Annotated in this window: 16 protein-coding genes and 1 riboswitch; of the genes, 12 read left to right on the top strand and 4 right to left on the bottom strand. The window is 70.9% G+C overall.

Features of this window, described 5'->3' with window-relative positions:
• Window positions 1-94: 94 nt before the first annotated feature.
• On the bottom strand, window positions 95-1,423 hold the full coding sequence (locus tag ACEXOX_RS19310; RefSeq protein ID WP_406522117.1) for a nicotinate phosphoribosyltransferase: 1,329 nt from the start codon (window positions 1,421-1,423) through the stop codon (window positions 95-97).
• An 81-nt stretch (window positions 1,424-1,504) separates the two neighbouring features.
• On the opposite strand from ACEXOX_RS19310, the gene clpS reads away from it, so the two are divergent.
• From clpS to ACEXOX_RS19255, 11 genes are all read left to right on the top strand, one after another.
• A complete protein-coding gene (clpS, locus tag ACEXOX_RS19305) occupies window positions 1,505-1,864 on the top strand; it encodes an ATP-dependent Clp protease adapter ClpS (protein ID WP_238782702.1) in 360 nt (119 codons plus the stop codon).
• Window positions 1,865-1,958: 94 nt separating this feature from the next.
• Window positions 1,959-2,558 (top strand): DUF2017 domain-containing protein, encoded by a 600-nt coding sequence (locus tag ACEXOX_RS19300; RefSeq protein ID WP_406522116.1) that lies wholly within the window; start codon window positions 1,959-1,961, stop codon window positions 2,556-2,558.
• Window positions 2,559-2,921: 363 nt separating this feature from the next.
• Window positions 2,922-4,394 (top strand): amino acid permease, encoded by a 1,473-nt coding sequence (locus tag ACEXOX_RS19295; RefSeq protein ID WP_406522115.1) that lies wholly within the window; start codon window positions 2,922-2,924, stop codon window positions 4,392-4,394.
• A gap of 91 nt (window positions 4,395-4,485) precedes the next feature.
• Window positions 4,486-4,908: a Mov34/MPN/PAD-1 family protein gene (locus tag ACEXOX_RS19290; RefSeq protein WP_030023757.1), complete on the top strand. Its 423-nt coding sequence runs from the start codon at window positions 4,486-4,488 to the stop codon at window positions 4,906-4,908.
• A gap of 146 nt (window positions 4,909-5,054) precedes the next feature.
• A riboswitch (cobalamin riboswitch) is annotated at window positions 5,055-5,126 on the top strand.
• A 55-nt stretch (window positions 5,127-5,181) separates the two neighbouring features.
• Window positions 5,182-6,186: an ABC transporter substrate-binding protein gene (locus ACEXOX_RS19285; RefSeq protein ID WP_406522114.1), complete on the top strand. Its 1,005-nt coding sequence runs from the start codon at window positions 5,182-5,184 to the stop codon at window positions 6,184-6,186.
• 5 nt (window positions 6,187-6,191) lie between these two features.
• On the top strand, window positions 6,192-7,241 hold the full coding sequence (locus ACEXOX_RS19280) for a FecCD family ABC transporter permease (RefSeq protein ID WP_406522112.1): 1,050 nt from the start codon (window positions 6,192-6,194) through the stop codon (window positions 7,239-7,241).
• Complete coding sequence (locus ACEXOX_RS19275) at window positions 7,238-8,098, top strand: ABC transporter ATP-binding protein (protein WP_406522110.1); 861 nt, start codon at window positions 7,238-7,240, stop codon at window positions 8,096-8,098. The genes ACEXOX_RS19280 and ACEXOX_RS19275 overlap by 4 nt, the downstream gene beginning before the upstream one ends.
• The gene (locus ACEXOX_RS19270) at window positions 8,095-8,829 is read left to right on the top strand and encodes a hypothetical protein (protein ID WP_406522108.1); all 735 of its coding nucleotides are present in this window, start codon (window positions 8,095-8,097) and stop codon (window positions 8,827-8,829) included. The genes ACEXOX_RS19275 and ACEXOX_RS19270 overlap by 4 nt, the downstream gene beginning before the upstream one ends.
• Window positions 8,830-8,973: 144 nt before the next feature.
• Window positions 8,974-9,087 (top strand): putative leader peptide, encoded by a 114-nt coding sequence (locus tag ACEXOX_RS19265; RefSeq protein ID WP_341865888.1) that lies wholly within the window; start codon window positions 8,974-8,976, stop codon window positions 9,085-9,087.
• Between the two features lie 157 nt (window positions 9,088-9,244).
• The gene (locus ACEXOX_RS19260) at window positions 9,245-9,550 is read left to right on the top strand and encodes a MoaD/ThiS family protein (RefSeq protein ID WP_406522107.1); all 306 of its coding nucleotides are present in this window, start codon (window positions 9,245-9,247) and stop codon (window positions 9,548-9,550) included.
• On the top strand, window positions 9,550-10,500 hold the full coding sequence (locus ACEXOX_RS19255) for a PLP-dependent cysteine synthase family protein (RefSeq protein WP_406522105.1): 951 nt from the start codon (window positions 9,550-9,552) through the stop codon (window positions 10,498-10,500). The genes ACEXOX_RS19260 and ACEXOX_RS19255 overlap by 1 nt, the downstream gene beginning before the upstream one ends.
• Window positions 10,501-10,711: 211 nt before the next feature.
• On the opposite strand, the gene ACEXOX_RS19250 is transcribed toward ACEXOX_RS19255, so the two are convergent.
• The gene (locus ACEXOX_RS19250) at window positions 10,712-11,218 is read right to left on the bottom strand and encodes a type II toxin-antitoxin system PemK/MazF family toxin (RefSeq protein ID WP_406522103.1); all 507 of its coding nucleotides are present in this window, start codon (window positions 11,216-11,218) and stop codon (window positions 10,712-10,714) included.
• A gap of 362 nt (window positions 11,219-11,580) precedes the next feature.
• Here ACEXOX_RS19250 and ACEXOX_RS19245 point away from each other — a divergent pair, with 362 nt between their 5' ends.
• Window positions 11,581-12,333, top strand: a complete 753-nt coding sequence (locus ACEXOX_RS19245; RefSeq protein WP_030023749.1) for an MBL fold metallo-hydrolase — start codon at window positions 11,581-11,583, stop codon at window positions 12,331-12,333.
• A 104-nt stretch (window positions 12,334-12,437) separates the two neighbouring features.
• On the opposite strand, the gene ACEXOX_RS19240 is transcribed toward ACEXOX_RS19245, so the two are convergent.
• Both ACEXOX_RS19240 and ACEXOX_RS19235 read right to left on the bottom strand, forming a co-directional pair.
• A complete protein-coding gene (locus tag ACEXOX_RS19240; RefSeq protein ID WP_406522101.1) occupies window positions 12,438-13,703 on the bottom strand; it encodes a PTS transporter subunit EIIC in 1,266 nt (421 codons plus the stop codon).
• A gap of 350 nt (window positions 13,704-14,053) precedes the next feature.
• Entirely contained in the window at window positions 14,054-15,364 is a 1,311-nt protein-coding gene (locus ACEXOX_RS19235) for a PTS transporter subunit EIIC (protein ID WP_406522099.1), read from the bottom strand.
• Window positions 15,365-15,455: the final 91 nt, after the last annotated feature.

Raw genomic sequence — 15,455 nt, 5'->3', positions numbered from 1 at the left:
GGAGTGGGCGCGGAGTGGGCGCACAGTGGTGTGACCGAGGGTAGCCACTAGCCGCGCCCGGGGGAGTGGGCACTGGGGGCCCGCGGGCGCCCCCTCAGACCTGCTCCGTGGGCAGTACGGCCTCCCCACGGGACAACTGCATCGCGGACATCGGCAGCCCGGCCAGCGCCGCGATGTGCCGCTCCCGCGCCGCGTCCAGCGGCTCGCGGGCGACCACCTCACCACCGCGCACCAGCGGCACCGCGAGCTGCCGCTCGGCGTACTCCGCCGGTACGGGCCCGGTCCCGACGATCTCCGCCTCCGCGACGCCGTGCTCGTCCAGCCGCCGCGCCGACCACTTGCGGCCGCCGAGCGACGCCTTGCCGCCCATGGATTTCTTGGCCACCGGCCGCAGCGGCGCGTCGGCCGCGTCGCTGTCGGCGCGGGCGACCAGCTTGTAGACCATCGAGCAGGTCGGGTGCCCGCTGCCGGTGACGAGCTGGGTGCCCACGCCGTACGCGTCCACCGGTGCCGCCGCGAGCGAGGCGATGGCGTACTCGTCCAGGTCGCTCGTCACCACGATGCGCGTGTCGCGGGCGCCCAGCTCGTCCAGCTGCTGCCGTACGCGGTGGGCGAGCAGCAGCAGGTCGCCGGAGTCGATGCGGACGGCGCCGAGGCCGGGCCCGGCCACCTCGACGGCGGTACGGACCGCCTCGGTGACGTCGAAGGTGTCCACGAGCAGCGTCGTGCCGCTGCCGAGCGCGTCGACCTGCGCCTGGAACGCGTCGCGCTCGCTGTCGTGCAGCAGGGTGAAGGAGTGGGCGCTGGTGCCGACGGTGGGGATGTTGTAGCGGAAGCCGGCCGCGAGGTCGGACGTGGAGTGGAAGCCGCCCACGTACGCCGAGCGGGACGCGGCGACGGCCGCCAGTTCGTGGGTGCGGCGGGCGCCCATCTCGATGAGCGGCCGGCCGCCGGCCGCGACGGCCATGCGGGACGCGGCGGCGGCCACCGCGGAGTCGTGGTTGAGGATGGAGAGGATCACCGTCTCCAGCAGGACCGCTTCGGCGAAGGTGCCCTCCACCCGCATGATCGGCGAGCCGGGGAAGTAGACCTCGCCCTCGGGGTAGCCCCAGATGTCGCCGCGGAAGCGGTAGCCGGCCAGCCAGTCCAGCGTGCGCTCGTCGAGGATGCCGCGCTCGCGCAGGAAGCCGAGAATCGTTTCGTCGAAGCGGAAGTTCTCCACCGCGTCCAGGACCCGGCCCGTTCCGGCGACGACGCCGTAGCGGCGTCCTTCCGGCAGGCGCCGGGTGAAGACCTCGAAGACCGAGCGGCGCTCGGCGGTCCCGGACCGCAGGGCGGCCTGCAGCATGGTGAGTTCGTACTGGTCGGTGAAGAGAGCAGTCGACGGCACGTCCACCGGCAGCCCCAGGTCTGCTGTGTTCATGGGAGGGATGCTACCTCTCATACTCGTCACTCTGACGATTTCCCCGGGCTGTTTGTGCGATGCCCCACCACGAGTGGCAGCATGGAGACCGTGAGCGCCGACCCGTCTGCCACCATCGCCCTTCGATCGACGCGCTGCGCGCTCGGCGCCCCCGTGGAGATCGAACGACCCGAGTCCAGCGAGGCACCCTTCGAGGTGCCCGAGCCGGACGTGCCCTGGGTCACGCTGGTGCACAACGACCCCGTCAATCTCATGAGCTACGTGGCGTATGTCTTCGAGACCTACTTCGGCTACTCGAAGGGCAAGGCCAAGCAGCTCATGCTCGACGTCCATCACAAGGGACGGGCGGTCGTCTCCAGTGGCAGCCGCGAGGAAATGGAGCGCGACGTGCAAGCGATGCACGGCTACGGCCTGTGGGCGACCCTGACGCAGGACCGCTGATGGCCGGCCACTTCGAGCCCCTGCCCGGCGGCGGCGCGGCCGCCCCCTCGACGAGGTCGAGATCTCCATCCTGCGCAGCCTCGCCGTCCAGCTCATGGAGCTGATCGGTCCGGGCGAGGAGCCCGCCGAGGGGGATGATCCGCTCGCCGCGCTGTTCACGGAGGGCCCCAGCGAGCCCCCGTCCGACCCGGCGCTGGCCCGGCTCTTCCCGGACGCGTACGGCGGCCCGGATGAGGTGCCGGACGACGCCACGCACGCCGCGGCGGCCGAGTTCCGCCGCTACACGGAAAACGATCTGCGCACCCGTAAGCGCGAGGACGCGCTCGCGGTCGTACGGGCCCTGGACGCGCTCGGCCCGGCCGGCGGACGGGACGGTTCCGGCGGTACGGACGGCCCGCGCGAGACGGACGGCACGGAGGGTGTGGGCGGCACGGACGCCACGGGCGGCGCCGCCGGTCCCGAGGGCGCCGCGGACGGCGCCGTGCTGCGCCTGCGGCCCGACGAGTCGCGGCAGTGGCTGGGCGCCCTGAACGACCTCCGGCTGGCCATCGGCACCCGTCTGGAGGTCACCGACGAGGACGAGAGCGGTGAGCTGCTGCGGCTGCCGGACAGCGACCCGCGCAAGCCGATGGTGATGGCGTACCTGTGGCTGGGCGGGCTCCAGGAGAGTCTGATCGAGACGCTGACGGCCTGAACGGGACGCTGACCGCCCGGGCTCCGGGACGCCGCGCGGCCACCCGCCGCCTGTCCCGGATGTCCCGATCGTGGGGGCCCGCTCAACGGACGCTCAGATCCGGATAACGATCGCGTCACCGCCCCTGGCTACCCAGCAGTCCATTCCAGCATTTATCCTACTTTTCTTGTGCTCGGCTCCAAGACATCACTGGTAGATGTCCAAGGCGCCGTGATACATGTTCACGAACCTGCCGTGAGTGACGCCACCCCTGTCACTCCGGGAGCGCTTGGCCGGCCGACCGTCGGCGTGCAGGAACTCCATCCGGGGGATCGGAACCCGATCCGGACAGACCGGGTCGGAATGGAGAAGGGCGCACCACACATGACCTCTGTGCAGGTCGAAAAGAACGCCGGCGGCAGCGACGCCGCGGGATCTGCTTCCGAAGAGGGTTACCAGCGGGGGCTGGGAAACCGGCAGATCCAGATGATCGCCATCGGTGGCGCCATCGGAACCGGTCTGTTCCTCGGAGCGGGCAAGGCGATCTCCAAAGCGGGACCCAGCATCATCCTGGCCTACGCCATCGTGGGCCTGGTCATCTTCTTCATCATGCGCGCCCTGGGCGAGCTGCTCATGTACCGGCCGGTGTCGGGCTCCTTCTCGGAGTACGCCCGCGAATTCCTCGGCCCGTTCATGGGATTTGTGACGGGCTGGACGTACTGGCTGTTCTGGGTGGTCACCGGCATCACCGAAGTAACTGCAGCCGCCACCTATGTGCAGTACTGGAACAAGGGAATACCCCAGTGGGCGTCGGCCCTGGTCTTCACGGTCGCCCTGTTCGGTATCAACCTGATCTCCGTGAAGCTCTTCGGTGAGCTGGAGTTCTGGTTCTCGATGGTCAAGGTCACCGCGATCATCGGCATGATCCTCATCGGTCTCGGCGTGATCACCATCGGATTCTCCAAGGCCGGTGACACCGCTTCCTTCAGCCTTCTCTGGTCGGACGGCGGATTCTTCCCGAAGGGCATCGGCAGCACGCTGATGACCCTCCAGATCGTGATGTTCGCCTTCATGGCGGTCGAACTCGTCGGTGTCACCGCGGGCGAGGCCACCGACCCGAAGAAGGTCCTGCCCAAGGCGATCAACACCGTGCCGTGGCGTATCGGTCTCTTCTACATCGGCGCGCTGATCATCATCCTGTCCGTGGTGAGCTGGACCGTCTTCAAGCCGGGCGTGAGCCCGTTCGTCGCGGCCTTCCAGCAGATCGGCCTGCCCGCCGGTGCGGCCATCGTCAACTTCGTGGTGCTGACCGCGGCGCTGTCCTCGGCCAACTCCGGCATGTACTCCACCGGCCGGATGCTGCGTGACCTGGCGCTCAACGGCCAGGGCCCGAAGCTGTTCACCCGGCTCAGCAAGAACGGCCTGCCGACCTGGGGCACCGGCGTCTCGGTGGCGATGATGCTGTTCGGCGTCTGGATCAACTACCAGTGGCCGGGCAAGGCGTTCGACCTCGTCGTCTCCTTCGCGACGATCTCCGGCATGTGGGCCTGGATCGTGATCCTGATCTCGCAGCTGCGCTACCGCGCCAAGGCCGACCGCGGCGAACTGCCGCAGTCCGAGTTCAAGGCGCCCGGCGCCCCGTACACCTCGATCTTCGCGCTGGCCTTCATCGGCATGGTCATCGTGATGATGGGCGCCGACCCCGACGCCCGGGTCTCGCTGTACGCGGCACCGCTGTGGGGGCTGGTGCTGGCCGTCAGCTACCTGGTGCTCAAGTCCCGCAATCCCGACATGTTCGGCAAGGGCGACACCGCGGCCGTCGCCAAGTCCGCGCCGCAGGGCGGCAAGCAGGGCTGAGGGCGGCCTGCTCACGGCGGGCTGTCCAGCATGCGGGCCGGTTCGTACCAACCTTCGGTACGGACCGGCCCGCCTGCTTATTCTGGGGCCCATGCTGACCCTTACCAAGGCCCTGTACGACCAGATCGTGGAACACGCCCGCAAGGACCACCCCGACGAGGCCTGCGGCATGGTCGCGGGCCCGGCCGGCAGTGGCCGCCCCGAGCGGTTCATCCCGATGCTCAACGCCGCCCGCTCGCCCACCTTCTACGAGTTCGACTCCCAGGACCTGCTCAAGCTCTACCGCGAGCTGGACGACCGGGACGAGGAACCCGTGATCATCTACCACTCGCACACCGCGACCGAGGCGTACCCGTCCCGTACGGACATCACCTACGCCAACGAACCCGGCGCGCACTACGTCCTGGTCTCCACGGCCGACACCGACGACGCCGGACCGTTCCAGTTCCGCTCGTTCCGCATCCTGGACGGCCAGGTCACGGAGGAAGACGTCGAGGTCGTGGACGCGTACTGACCGGCGTGGCCACGGTCGCGTACTGACCGGCGAGGCCGCGATCGCGTACCGGCCGTCGCGGGCTGGGCCCCGTACCGACCACCGCGACGGCGGGCGCCGGCCACCCACCTGACACACTGTGCCGCATCACCTCGGGCGGCAGGACCCAGGAACCCGGTGCGAATCCGGGACGGTCCCGCCACTGTGACCAGGCCGCACGGCCTGGAAGCCAGGAACTGACCTGCCGCCTGCACACCGACCAGGGGACGCGGATCCCCCGGAGGAGGCACGGCCATGTCCAGACCCAGGTCCCGCGGCGCACTGCGCGCGCTCGTCCCGGCGGCGCTCCTGCTGCCGCTCGCCGCCTGCGGCGCCGGCGGCGACGCCGACGGGAAGGCGTCCGGCGGAGCCACGGCGAAGGCGGCCGGCTTCCCGTACACCGTCGAGAACTGCGGCGTACGCACCACCTTCGAGGCCCCGCCCGAGCGCGTGGTCACCATGAACCAGCACACCACCGAGATCATGCTCGCCCTCGGTCTCAAGGACCGGCTGGCCGGCACCGCCTACCTCGACGACAAGGTCCTGCCGCAGTACGAGAAGGACTACAAGAGCGTCAAGGTCCTCGCCAAGGAGTACCCCTCCTACGAGACGCTGCTCGGCGCCAACCCCGACTTCGTCTACGGCGGCTACTCCAGCGCCTTCGACAAGGGCGAGGGCCGCGAACGGGCCGCCCTGGAGAAGTCCGGTATCAAGACCCGCCTGAACATCGAGTACTGCGCGCAGGACAAGACCGGCGTCCAGCAACTCGCCCGGGAGATCCGCGAGGTCGGCGCCACCTTCGGCGTACGCGACCGCGCCGAGGCCCTGGTCAAGAAGGCCGAGGCCGCGATCGACGCCACCAAAAACAAGCTCAAGGGCACCGCCCCGGCCTCCGTCCTCGTCTACGACAGCGGCGACAGCGCGGTGCACACCGCGGGCGGCAAGGGCATCGGCAACGAGATCATCTCGCTGGCCGGCGGCCGCAACGTCTTCGCGGACCGGGCCAAGACCTTCACCGACGTGTCCTGGGAGCAGATCGTCGAGCGCAAGCCCGAGATCATCGTGATCTACGACTACGGCGGCACCCCCGTCGCGGCGAAGAAGAAGCAGCTGCTCGAAGACCCGGCCCTCAAGGACGTACCGGCCGTCAAGAACCAGCGGTTCGCGGTGCTGCCGCTGTCCAGCGCGGTGCTCGGCGTACGCGTACCGGACGCCGTCCGGTCGCTGGCCGGGCAGCTGCACCCGGACGCCTTCAAGTAGCCCCGGTGACCTGCAAGACCGCGGCCGCGCCGCCGCGCCGCCTGCGCTACACCCTCGTCCTGGCCGTCCTCGCCGCCGCCCTGCTCGCGGCCGGCCTGGCCGGACTCGTCCTCGGCTCCGTCCGCATCCCGCCCGGCGACGTGCTGCGCGTCCTGACCGGGGACGCGCCGGCCGGCCCGTTCCCGACCATCGTCCTCGACGTACGGTTGCCGCGCGTGCTGCTCGGCGCCGTCGTCGGCGCGGGGCTCGCCGTCATCGGCACCGTCCTGCAAGCGCTGGTCCGCAACCCGCTCGCCGACCCTTTCCTGCTCGGCGTCTCCTCGGGCGCCTCGACCGGCGCCGTCATGGTCGTCGTCCTCGGCGTCGGCGGCGGCCTGGCCACCACCGTCTCGATGCCGCTGGCCGCCTTCGCCGGATCACTGGGCGCGCTGATCGCTGTCTACGCGCTGGCCCGGCGCGGCGGCACCATGACCACCGGGCGGCTGGTGCTGGCGGGCGTCGCGGTCCAGTACATCCTCTCCGCGCTGACCAGCCTCGTCCTGGTCACCTCGGCCCAGGCCGAGCACCTGCGGTCGATCATGTTCTGGACGCTCGGCGGTCTCGGCCAGGCCCGCTGGAACACCCTGTGGCTGCCCGCCCTCGTCCTGCTCTTCGGCCTCGCCCTGCTGCTCACCCTCGCCCGGCCGCTGGACCTGCTGCTGGTGGGGGAGGAGGGCGCGACCGTCCTCGGGCTGGACACCGGCCGCTTCCGCGCCGCCGTCTTCGTCCTCGCGTCGCTGGTCACCGGCGTACTCGTCGCGGCCAGCGGCTCCATCGGCTTCGTCGGCCTGATGGTGCCGCACGCCGTCCGGATGCTCGTCGGCGCCTCGCACCGGGCCCTGCTGCCGGTGGTCGCGCTGGCGGGCGCGGTCTTCGTCGTCCTGGCCGACCTGCTGGCCCGTACCGTCGCCGGCTCCCAGGAGATCCCCGTCGGAGTGATCACCGCGCTGGCCGGCGGGCCGTTCTTCCTGTGGCTGCTGCGCCGCACCACCCGTACGGAAGGGATCACCGGATGAGCGGCCTGAGCACGGGGTCCGGCACGGCTCCCGCCGTCCCCGCCGAGCTGCGGACCGAGGGACTGTCGTACGGCGTCGACGGCCGCCACCTCGTCGACGGCGCCGACCTGCACGTCGCGCCCGGCGAGACGGTCGGCCTGGTCGGCCCGAACGGCAGCGGCAAGACGACGCTGCTGCGCTGCGTGTACGGCACCCTGGCGCCCACCCACGGCCGGATCACCCTGGACGGCCGCGACCTGGCCGGGTTCTCCGCCAAGGAGCGGGCGCGGCGGGTGGCCACCGTCCCGCAGGACGGCAGCGGCGCCTTCGAACTGACCGTGCGCGAGATCGTCGCCATGGGCCGCTCGCCGCACAAGCGCTTCTGGGAGACCGATTCGGCGGACGACGCCGCCCGCACCGACGAGGCGCTGGAACGGGTCGGGGTCGCGGCGCTGCACCACCGTTCTTTCGCCGCGCTGTCGGGCGGGGAGCGGCAGCGCGTCCTGGTCGCGCGGGCCCTGGTGCAGCAGCCGTCCCTGCTCGTCCTCGACGAACCGACCAACCACCTCGACATCCGCTACCAGCTCGACGTCCTCTCCCTGGTGACCTCCCTCGGCACCAGCACCCTGCTCGCCCTGCACGACCTCAACCTCGCCGCGTACTACTGCGACCGCCTGTATGTGCTGCGCGAGGGCCGCGTCGTCGCCCACGGGACACCGCCCGAGATCCTCACCCCCGGCCTGCTGGCCGACGTGTACGGGGTCGCCGCCGAGGTCAGCACGCATCCGGTGACCGGGGCGCCGACGGTGGTGTACCTGCCGCCGGGGGCGGCGGGCGGGCGGAACGCGGCGGCTTCGGGAACGGCGGGACGGCGGTGAGCGCGTACGGGACGGAGGCCGCCCCCGGCAGTACGGACGCAACGCTCGCCGCGCTCGCCGCACACGGCCCCCGCTACCGCCTCGGGCTCGGCACCCCGCCGGACGGCGAACCCGGCTGGCTCGCGGCCGACCGGCTGCTCGACCCGAACGGCCCGGAACTGTCCCACCTCCTGGACACCGAGCACCAGGGCAGCGGCCACCGCACCGCGCACGCCGCCGCCCTCACCCTGATCGCCGTCTACGCGGGCCGGGTCACCGCGGCGGCCGTCCTGCACTGGGCGCTGACCGGCCGCGTCCTGGACGTACGGCCGGAGAACGTCCTGCTGCGGCCCGACCCCGGGCACGGCATCGCGGGGGTCAGGATGCGGACGTTCCGCATCCTGGACGAGCCCGGGACGGCCGCGGAAACGCTTCAAAGCGTCGTCCTCACCCACCACCTGCTGCCCCTGGCCGACGCGCTGCGGGAACGCACCCGGGCCGGGCTGCGGCAACTGCGCGGGGAGTGGCCCACGGCTGCGCGACCGCCCTCGGGGCCTCCCGCGCCGATCCGGCACTGCTGGCCCGCCGCTGGGCCGCCTTCCTGGACGGGGCGCCCGGCGCCCTCGCCACCCTCGGCGATGTGGTCACCGTCACACGCCACGACGGCTCCCCGCGCCTGGTCTACCTCCGCCGGACCTGCTGCCTCTTCTACACGAGCGCCGAAGCCGTGCGCTGTGTCAGCTGCTGCCTGACCAGCAGGGGCGAGCGGATCGCGGCCTACGGCGCGCGCCCCTGAGGCGTACCGCCGCGGGCCGCGTCCCACCTGTTGTGCACCAAGCGTCCGCATCGCAAGACGAGGTTCCAGTCCCCGGACCGGGAATCGATACGATGACCGCATGGTTTTTGACGACGTGAGCGAGAAGACGCCGGGCATTTTGCTTGTGGCGCGGCTGCACGTCGACCTGTGCCGCCTTGCCAGCGCCATCTGTCCGATGCGCGCCGCCGCCTGACGCCGCCGTTCCACCGGCCGCGCGGCGGCCCCCGCGCGCACCCTGCCGCGCGCGTCAGGCATCGCGCCCTCACGCCCAGCGCCTCCGCGCCGCACGCCCCGAGCCTGCGCCGCACGCCCGCCCGCCCGCACGTCACCGCCCTCCCACAGGAGCACCCATGGCCATCGAGGTCCGTATCCCGACCATCCTCCGCACCTACACCGACGGCCAGAAGGCCGTCGAAGGCAGCGGTGCGACCCTCGCCGACCTCTTCGCCGACCTGGAGAGCCGCCACAACGGCATCCGGGCGCGCCTCGTCGACGGCGAGCAGCTGCGCCGCTTCGTGAACGTCTACCTCAACGACGAGGACGTGCGCTTCCTGAACGGCATCTCCACCGAGCTGAGCGACGGCGACAGCGTCACCATCCTCCCGGCCGTGGCCGGCGGCTCGGGCATGTCCGACGGCCCCCGGGAACAGCGCTGATGCGGTACGACTCCCCGCTGGCGGCGGTCGGCAACACCCCGCTGGTCCGCCTGCCGCGGCTGTCGCCCTCCGCCGACGTCCGCATCTGGGCCAAGCTGGAGGACCGCAACCCGACCGGCTCGGTCAAGGACCGCCCCGCGCTCCACATGATCGAGCAGGCGGAGAAGGACGGCCGGCTCACCCCCGGCTGCACCATCCTGGAACCCACCTCGGGCAACACCGGCATCTCGCTGGCGATGGCGGCCAAGCTCAAGGGCTACCGCATCGTCTGCGTCATGCCGGAGAACACCTCCTCCGAACGGCGCGAACTGCTCGCCATGTGGGGCGCGGAAATCGTCTCCTCGCCCGCCGCGGGCGGCTCCAACACGTCCGTACGGGTCGCCAAGGAACTGGCCGCCGAACACCCCGACTGGGTGATGCTCTACCAGTACGGCAATCCCGACAACGCCGGCGCGCACTACGCCACCACCGGCCCGGAGATCCTCGCCGACCTGCCGTCCATCACCCACTTCGTGGCCGGCCTGGGCACCACCGGCACCCTCATGGGCGTCGGCCGCTACCTGCGCGAACACGTCCCCGGCGTACAGATCGTCGCCGCCGAACCGCGCTACGACGACGTGGTCTACGGGCTGCGCAACCTCGACGAGGGCTTCGTGCCCGAGCTGTACGACGCGTCGGTGCTCACCACCCGCTTCTCCGTCGGCTCCGAGGACGCCGTCCGCCGCACCCGCGAACTCCTCGCCGAGGAAGGCATCTTCGCGGGCGTCTCGACGGGAGCCGCCCTGCACGCGGCGATCGGCGTGGCCCGCAAGGCCGTCAAGGCCGGACAGACCGCCGACGTCGCCTTCGTCGTCGCCGACGGCGGCTGGAAGTACCTCTCCACCGGCGTCTACACCGCCGAAACCACCGAGGCCGCGATCGAGACGCTGCACGGACAGCTCTGGGCGTGAGGCCGGCGGCCTTACGGTCCTGCGGCCTTGCGGTCATGGGGGCGTGCGGTGTTGCGGCGCTGCGGTCCTGAGGCCCCGCGGTCCTGAGGGCGTGCGGCCCTGCGGCTTGGAGCCGTAAGGCCGCGAGACCCGGGACAGGCTCCGAGACCCGGGACAGGCCCCGAGACCCGGGGCAAGCCCCGCGCGGCGGGACGGAACACGTCCCGCCGCCTCACCGCCCGGACAGGCGGCGTACCCGCTTCCACGTGGCGTCGTCGACCGCTCCCGCCCGGCGGCGGAAGTCCCGCAGCGGCACGTCGCGCAGCTCGTCCGTCTCCAGGAAGCTCGCCCGGCGCTGCCCGTCACCGACCGCGCCGGGCGGCAGCGGAAGCACCCCCGGGCGGTCCGGATGGTGCCGACTGGTGATCTTCACGACGTGTGCCGTACCGCCGCGCACCGACAGCACCAGGCACGGGCGGTCCTTCGCGCCCGGCCCGTCCTCGTACGGCACCAGGGCCCACCAGATCTCCCGCGCCCGCGGCGTCGCGGCGCCCGGCGCGGTGACCCGGGAGGGGCGGCCGCCGGGGCGCGTACGGTCACGCGCCCGCGCTCTTGGCCAAAAACGCGCGCTCCGCCGCCTCCGCGCGCCCCGCGCGCGAGCCCGTCCGTCGACGAGCGCCGCCACCAGCGCCAGCGCGGCCACCACGACCAGCGCCGGCCACCAAGCCGAGACGTCCAAACCCGTTCCCTCCAAGCTCCAGGCCCTGCCCGACCGTACCGGCCGGACCGCCCGGCGGCACGGCCGTACCCGGGCGCGGGGCGCCGCCGTACGGGCGTCGTGTAGGCGTACGGCACCGGGGAACGACAGGTAGGGAACGCCCTCCTGTACACACCCACCCGGACTGGTGATTCCGCCCACAGCTCGCCCCGCCGGAGGAGCCACCGGCCCTTTCGCGCCTTACGCTCGTGGGCACCGCAATGACCGCTCAGGACCCGGCACACCGCCCGCCGGACGAGGACCGGCGGGGACTTGTGCACGCCCCCGCCGAAGCCCCGCATGGACCCGCCGCTCCGCCCCCAGCCACGGAGGTTCACGCCCGCATGAAGCTCACTGTCGTCGGTTGCTCGGGGTCGTTCCCTTCCACGGAATCGGCCTGTTCGAGCTACCTCTTGGAGGCCGACGGCTTCAGGCTGCTCATCGACATGGGCAACGGTGCCCTCGGCGAGCTGCAGCGCCACTGCGGTCTCTACGACCTCGACGCCGTACTCCTGTCCCACCTGCACGCCGACCACTGCATCGACCTGTGCGGCTACTTCGTCGTCCGCTACTACCGGCCCGACGGCGGCCGGTGCGCGCCGATGCCCGTGTACGGCCCGGCCGGGACCGAACGCCGGCTGACCGCCGCGCACGCGGACCTGCCCACCGACCAGGCCATGAGCGAGGTCTTCGACTTCCGGACGCTGACCCCCGGCACGTTCACCGTCGGCCCCTTCACCATCCGTACGGACCTGGTCAGCCACCCCGTCGAAGCGTTCGGCTTCCGTATCGAACACGACGGCAAGACGCTGACGTACTCCGGGGACACCGGAGTCTGCGACGCCCTGGACGGCCTCGCCGAGGACACCGACTTCTTCCTGTGCGAGGCGTCCTTCACGCACGGCAAGGAGGACATCCCGGACCTCCACCTCAACGGGCGCGAAGCCGGCGCGCACGCCGCGCGCGCCCGCGCGGGACGGCTGGTCCTGACCCACATCCCGCCGTGGACCGACCCGGGCATCAACCTGCGCGACGCGCAGGAGGTCTTCGAAGGACCGGTCGAGGTCGCCAAGGCGGGCGCGGTGTACGAGATCTGAGCCGTACGCCCGCCTGAGCCGTACGCGCGCCTGAGCCGTACGCAAAAGCCCCCGCGACCAGGTGGTCACGGGGGCCTTCCGCTGCCGCGGGCGCGGCCGGGGGCCTACTTGCCTTCGAGCTTCTGCATCTCGGCGATCTCCTCGTCGGACTCGCGGCCCGGCGTCTTGAGATTGAACTTGGTGATCGCGAACCGGAAGATCACGTAGTACAGGGCGGCGAAGCACAGGCCGACCACCGCGAGCATCAGCGGCTTGGTCGCGATGCCCAGGTTCAGCAGGTAGTCGATCGCGCCGGCCGAGAAGCCGAAGCCGTCCTTCATGCCCAGCGCCCAGGTCAGCGCCATCGACACACCGGTCAGTACGGCGTGGATCGCGTACAGCACCGGCGCGATGAACATGAACGTGAACTCGATCGGCTCGGTCACACCGGTGACGAACGCGGTGAGCGCGAGCGAGAACATCATGCCGCCGACGACCTTGCGGCGCTCCGGGCGGGCACAGTGCACGATCGCCAGGCACGCGGCGGGCAGCGCGAACATCATGATCGGGAAGAAGCCGGTCATGAACTGGCCGGCGGTCGGGTCGCCCTGGAGGAAGCGGGCGATGTCGCCGTGCTTGCCCTCGAAGTCGCCGGCCTGGAACCAGGGGAAGGAGTTCAGCAGGTGGTGCATGCCGACCGCGATCAGACCGCGGTTGGCGACACCGAAGATGCCCGCGCCGACCGCGCCGGAGCCGACCAGCCACTCACCGAAGTTGTGCAGACCGGCGCCGAGGACCGGCCAGATGTAGCCGAAGACGATGCCGATGATCAGGCCCGCGAAGGACGACAGGATCGGGACCAGGCGGCGGCCGCTGAAGAAGCCGAGCCAGTCCGGCAGCTTCTTGCGGCTGTAGCGCTGGTAGAGCAGGGCGACCACGATGCCCATCACCACGCCGCCGAGGACCTTGGCGTCGGCGGGCGCGGCCTGCTCGACGATCTTCCCGTCCACCACCTTGGCGATCTTCGGGAGGCTGTCGTCGCCGAACGTCGCCAGCACCTTGCTGAAGACCAGGTAGCCGACGACGGCGGCCAGACCGGTCGAGCCGTCCGCCTTCTTGGCGAAGCCGATGGCGATACCGACGGCGAACAGCAGCGGCATGTTGTCCAGGAGCGCACCGCCACCGGCGGCCATGAACTCCGCGATCTTGTTCAGGAACGCGGGGAACGAATCTCGGCCGAGCATGTCCGGCTGGCCGAGCCGGACCATGAGCGCCGCGGCGGGCAGCGTCGCGATGGGCAGCATGAGGCTGCGGCCGATGCGCTGCGCGACGGCCATGGCGCCGGCGCCACGTTTCTTCTCGGGAGCCGCCTTGGCGGTGGCCGAACTCATCGGATTCCTCCTGGTGAGGCGGGCACTCGGAGAAAGGGGGACGGCCCGCCAGCTTGGTCTACACCACTCAGTGGTTTAGACCATTCTTAGCATGTCGCCCACACATAAAGGAATCCGTTGTTCCCCAACGTTTAGATCACATGCCGAGCGGCCTACAAGTCCCGCGGCTCCGGGGGCCGGTCGGCCCGGGCCGTACTCCGTACCCGTGGCCCCGTGACCTTGCACCGCCCGCGCCCCGTACCGCCCCGTTGGGCCCTCCCCGGACCGCACTCAGGCACCCCGCGCCCCGGCCCCACCCCTTCCGCCACTCCTGCCTGTCCCTCCCGCCCCTCCCGTCCCTCCCGCCCCTCCTACTTCGTATTCTCCTTCGTCAGCTCCTCCTCCACCTCCTCCGGCTCGCGCCCCGGAGTGTGCAGGTCGAACTTGGTGATCACGAAGCGGAACAGCGCGTAATAGACGGCCGCGAAACACAGACCGATCGGAATGATCATCCACGGTCTGGTGGCCAGCCCCCAGTTGATCACGTAGTCGATCAGACCGGCCGAGAAACTGAACCCGTCCTTGACGCCCAGCGCCCAGCTCACCGCCATCGACACCCCCGTCAGCACGGCGTGGATCGCGTACAGCACCGGCGCGACGAACAGGAACGAGTACTCGATCGGCTCGGTCACCCCCGTGACGAAGGACGTCAGCCCCACCGACAGCATCAGCCCGCCGATCTCCTTGCGGCGGTGCGGCTTGGCGCAGTGCGTGATCGCCAGTGCCGCGGCCGGCAGCGCGAACATCATGATCGGGAAGAAACCCGTGGTGAACTGCCCGGCCGTCGGATCCCCCGCCAGGAAACGGTTGATGTCACCGTGCACCGACGTACCGTCCGGCTTGCTGAAATCACCGAACTGGAACCACATGAACGTATTCAGGAACTGATGCATCCCGATCACCAGCAGCGCCCGGTTGGCGACACCGAAGATGCCCGAACCGGTCGCGCCCAGATCCGTCAGCCACCTGCTGAAACCCGTCAGCGCGTCACCGATCGGCGGCCACACCCACAGGCACAGCGCGGCGAAGGCCAGCCCGACGAACGCCATGACGATCGGTACGAGCCGCCGCCCGTTGAAGAATCCCAGCCAGTCCACCAGCTTCACCCGGTGGTAGCGCTGCCAGATCCACGCGGCGAAGAAACCCGTCACGATGCCGCCGAAGACCCCCGGATTCTGGAACTCCGCCGGAGTCGCCTTACCGCTCCCGTCGACACACACCCCGCCCCACTGCCCGGCCGTCGCATACGTCGCCCCCGCGGCACAGTCCTGCGGGAACTGGTGCAGCACCGAGTAGTAGACGAGAAAACCCACCACCGCGGCCAGCGCCGTCGAGCCGTCCGCCTTCTTCGCCATGCCGATCGCCACACCGACGCAGAACAGCAGCGGCAGCCCCAGCGAGGAGTCCAGCAGCGCGCCGCCCGCACCCGCGAACACCTTCGCCACGCTCTCCCAGCCCAGACCGTCCGCACCGAAGACGTCCGGCTGGCCGAGCCGGTTCAGGATGCCCGCGGCCGGCAGCACGGCGATGGGCAGCTGAAGACTGCGCCCCATCTTCTGCAAGCCCTGGAACAGGCCCGCCGACCGCTTCCTCGTTCCCACCGCTGCCGCGTTCGAACTCATCCGCGTCCTCCCGGCCACCGGTCCGTAGCGGACCGGCTCGGTACGTGCCGCATACTGATGGTGTAGACCACTTGTGGTGCGTTTCGGACCC

Source organism: Streptomyces sp. Ac-502, assembly GCF_045222935.1.
Taxonomy (GTDB): Bacteria; Actinomycetota; Actinomycetes; order Streptomycetales; family Streptomycetaceae; genus Streptomyces; species Streptomyces monomycini.
This window is presented reverse-complemented; position numbering and strand designations above follow the sequence as displayed.

Excerpts from the sequence above, each read along its gene's own strand:
- ACEXOX_RS19310 (WP_406522117.1), bottom strand. The coding sequence starts at position 1,423 with ATGAACACAGCAGACCTGGGGCTGCCGGTGGACGTGCCGTCGACTGCT.
- clpS (WP_238782702.1), top strand. The coding sequence starts at position 1,505 with ATGGAGACCGTGAGCGCCGACCCGTCTGCCACCATCGCCCTTCGATCG.
- ACEXOX_RS19300 (WP_406522116.1), top strand. The coding sequence starts at position 1,959 with ATGGAGCTGATCGGTCCGGGCGAGGAGCCCGCCGAGGGGGATGATCCG.
- ACEXOX_RS19295 (WP_406522115.1), top strand. The coding sequence starts at position 2,922 with ATGACCTCTGTGCAGGTCGAAAAGAACGCCGGCGGCAGCGACGCCGCG.
- ACEXOX_RS19290 (WP_030023757.1), top strand. The coding sequence starts at position 4,486 with ATGCTGACCCTTACCAAGGCCCTGTACGACCAGATCGTGGAACACGCC.
- ACEXOX_RS19285 (WP_406522114.1), top strand. The coding sequence starts at position 5,182 with ATGTCCAGACCCAGGTCCCGCGGCGCACTGCGCGCGCTCGTCCCGGCG.
- ACEXOX_RS19275 (WP_406522110.1), top strand. The coding sequence starts at position 7,238 with ATGAGCGGCCTGAGCACGGGGTCCGGCACGGCTCCCGCCGTCCCCGCC.
- ACEXOX_RS19265 (WP_341865888.1), top strand. The coding sequence starts at position 8,974 with ATGGTTTTTGACGACGTGAGCGAGAAGACGCCGGGCATTTTGCTTGTG.
- ACEXOX_RS19260 (WP_406522107.1), top strand. The coding sequence starts at position 9,245 with ATGGCCATCGAGGTCCGTATCCCGACCATCCTCCGCACCTACACCGAC.
- ACEXOX_RS19255 (WP_406522105.1), top strand. The coding sequence starts at position 9,550 with ATGCGGTACGACTCCCCGCTGGCGGCGGTCGGCAACACCCCGCTGGTC.
- ACEXOX_RS19245 (WP_030023749.1), top strand. The coding sequence starts at position 11,581 with ATGAAGCTCACTGTCGTCGGTTGCTCGGGGTCGTTCCCTTCCACGGAA.
- ACEXOX_RS19240 (WP_406522101.1), bottom strand. The coding sequence starts at position 13,703 with ATGAGTTCGGCCACCGCCAAGGCGGCTCCCGAGAAGAAACGTGGCGCC.
- ACEXOX_RS19235 (WP_406522099.1), bottom strand. The coding sequence starts at position 15,364 with ATGAGTTCGAACGCGGCAGCGGTGGGAACGAGGAAGCGGTCGGCGGGC.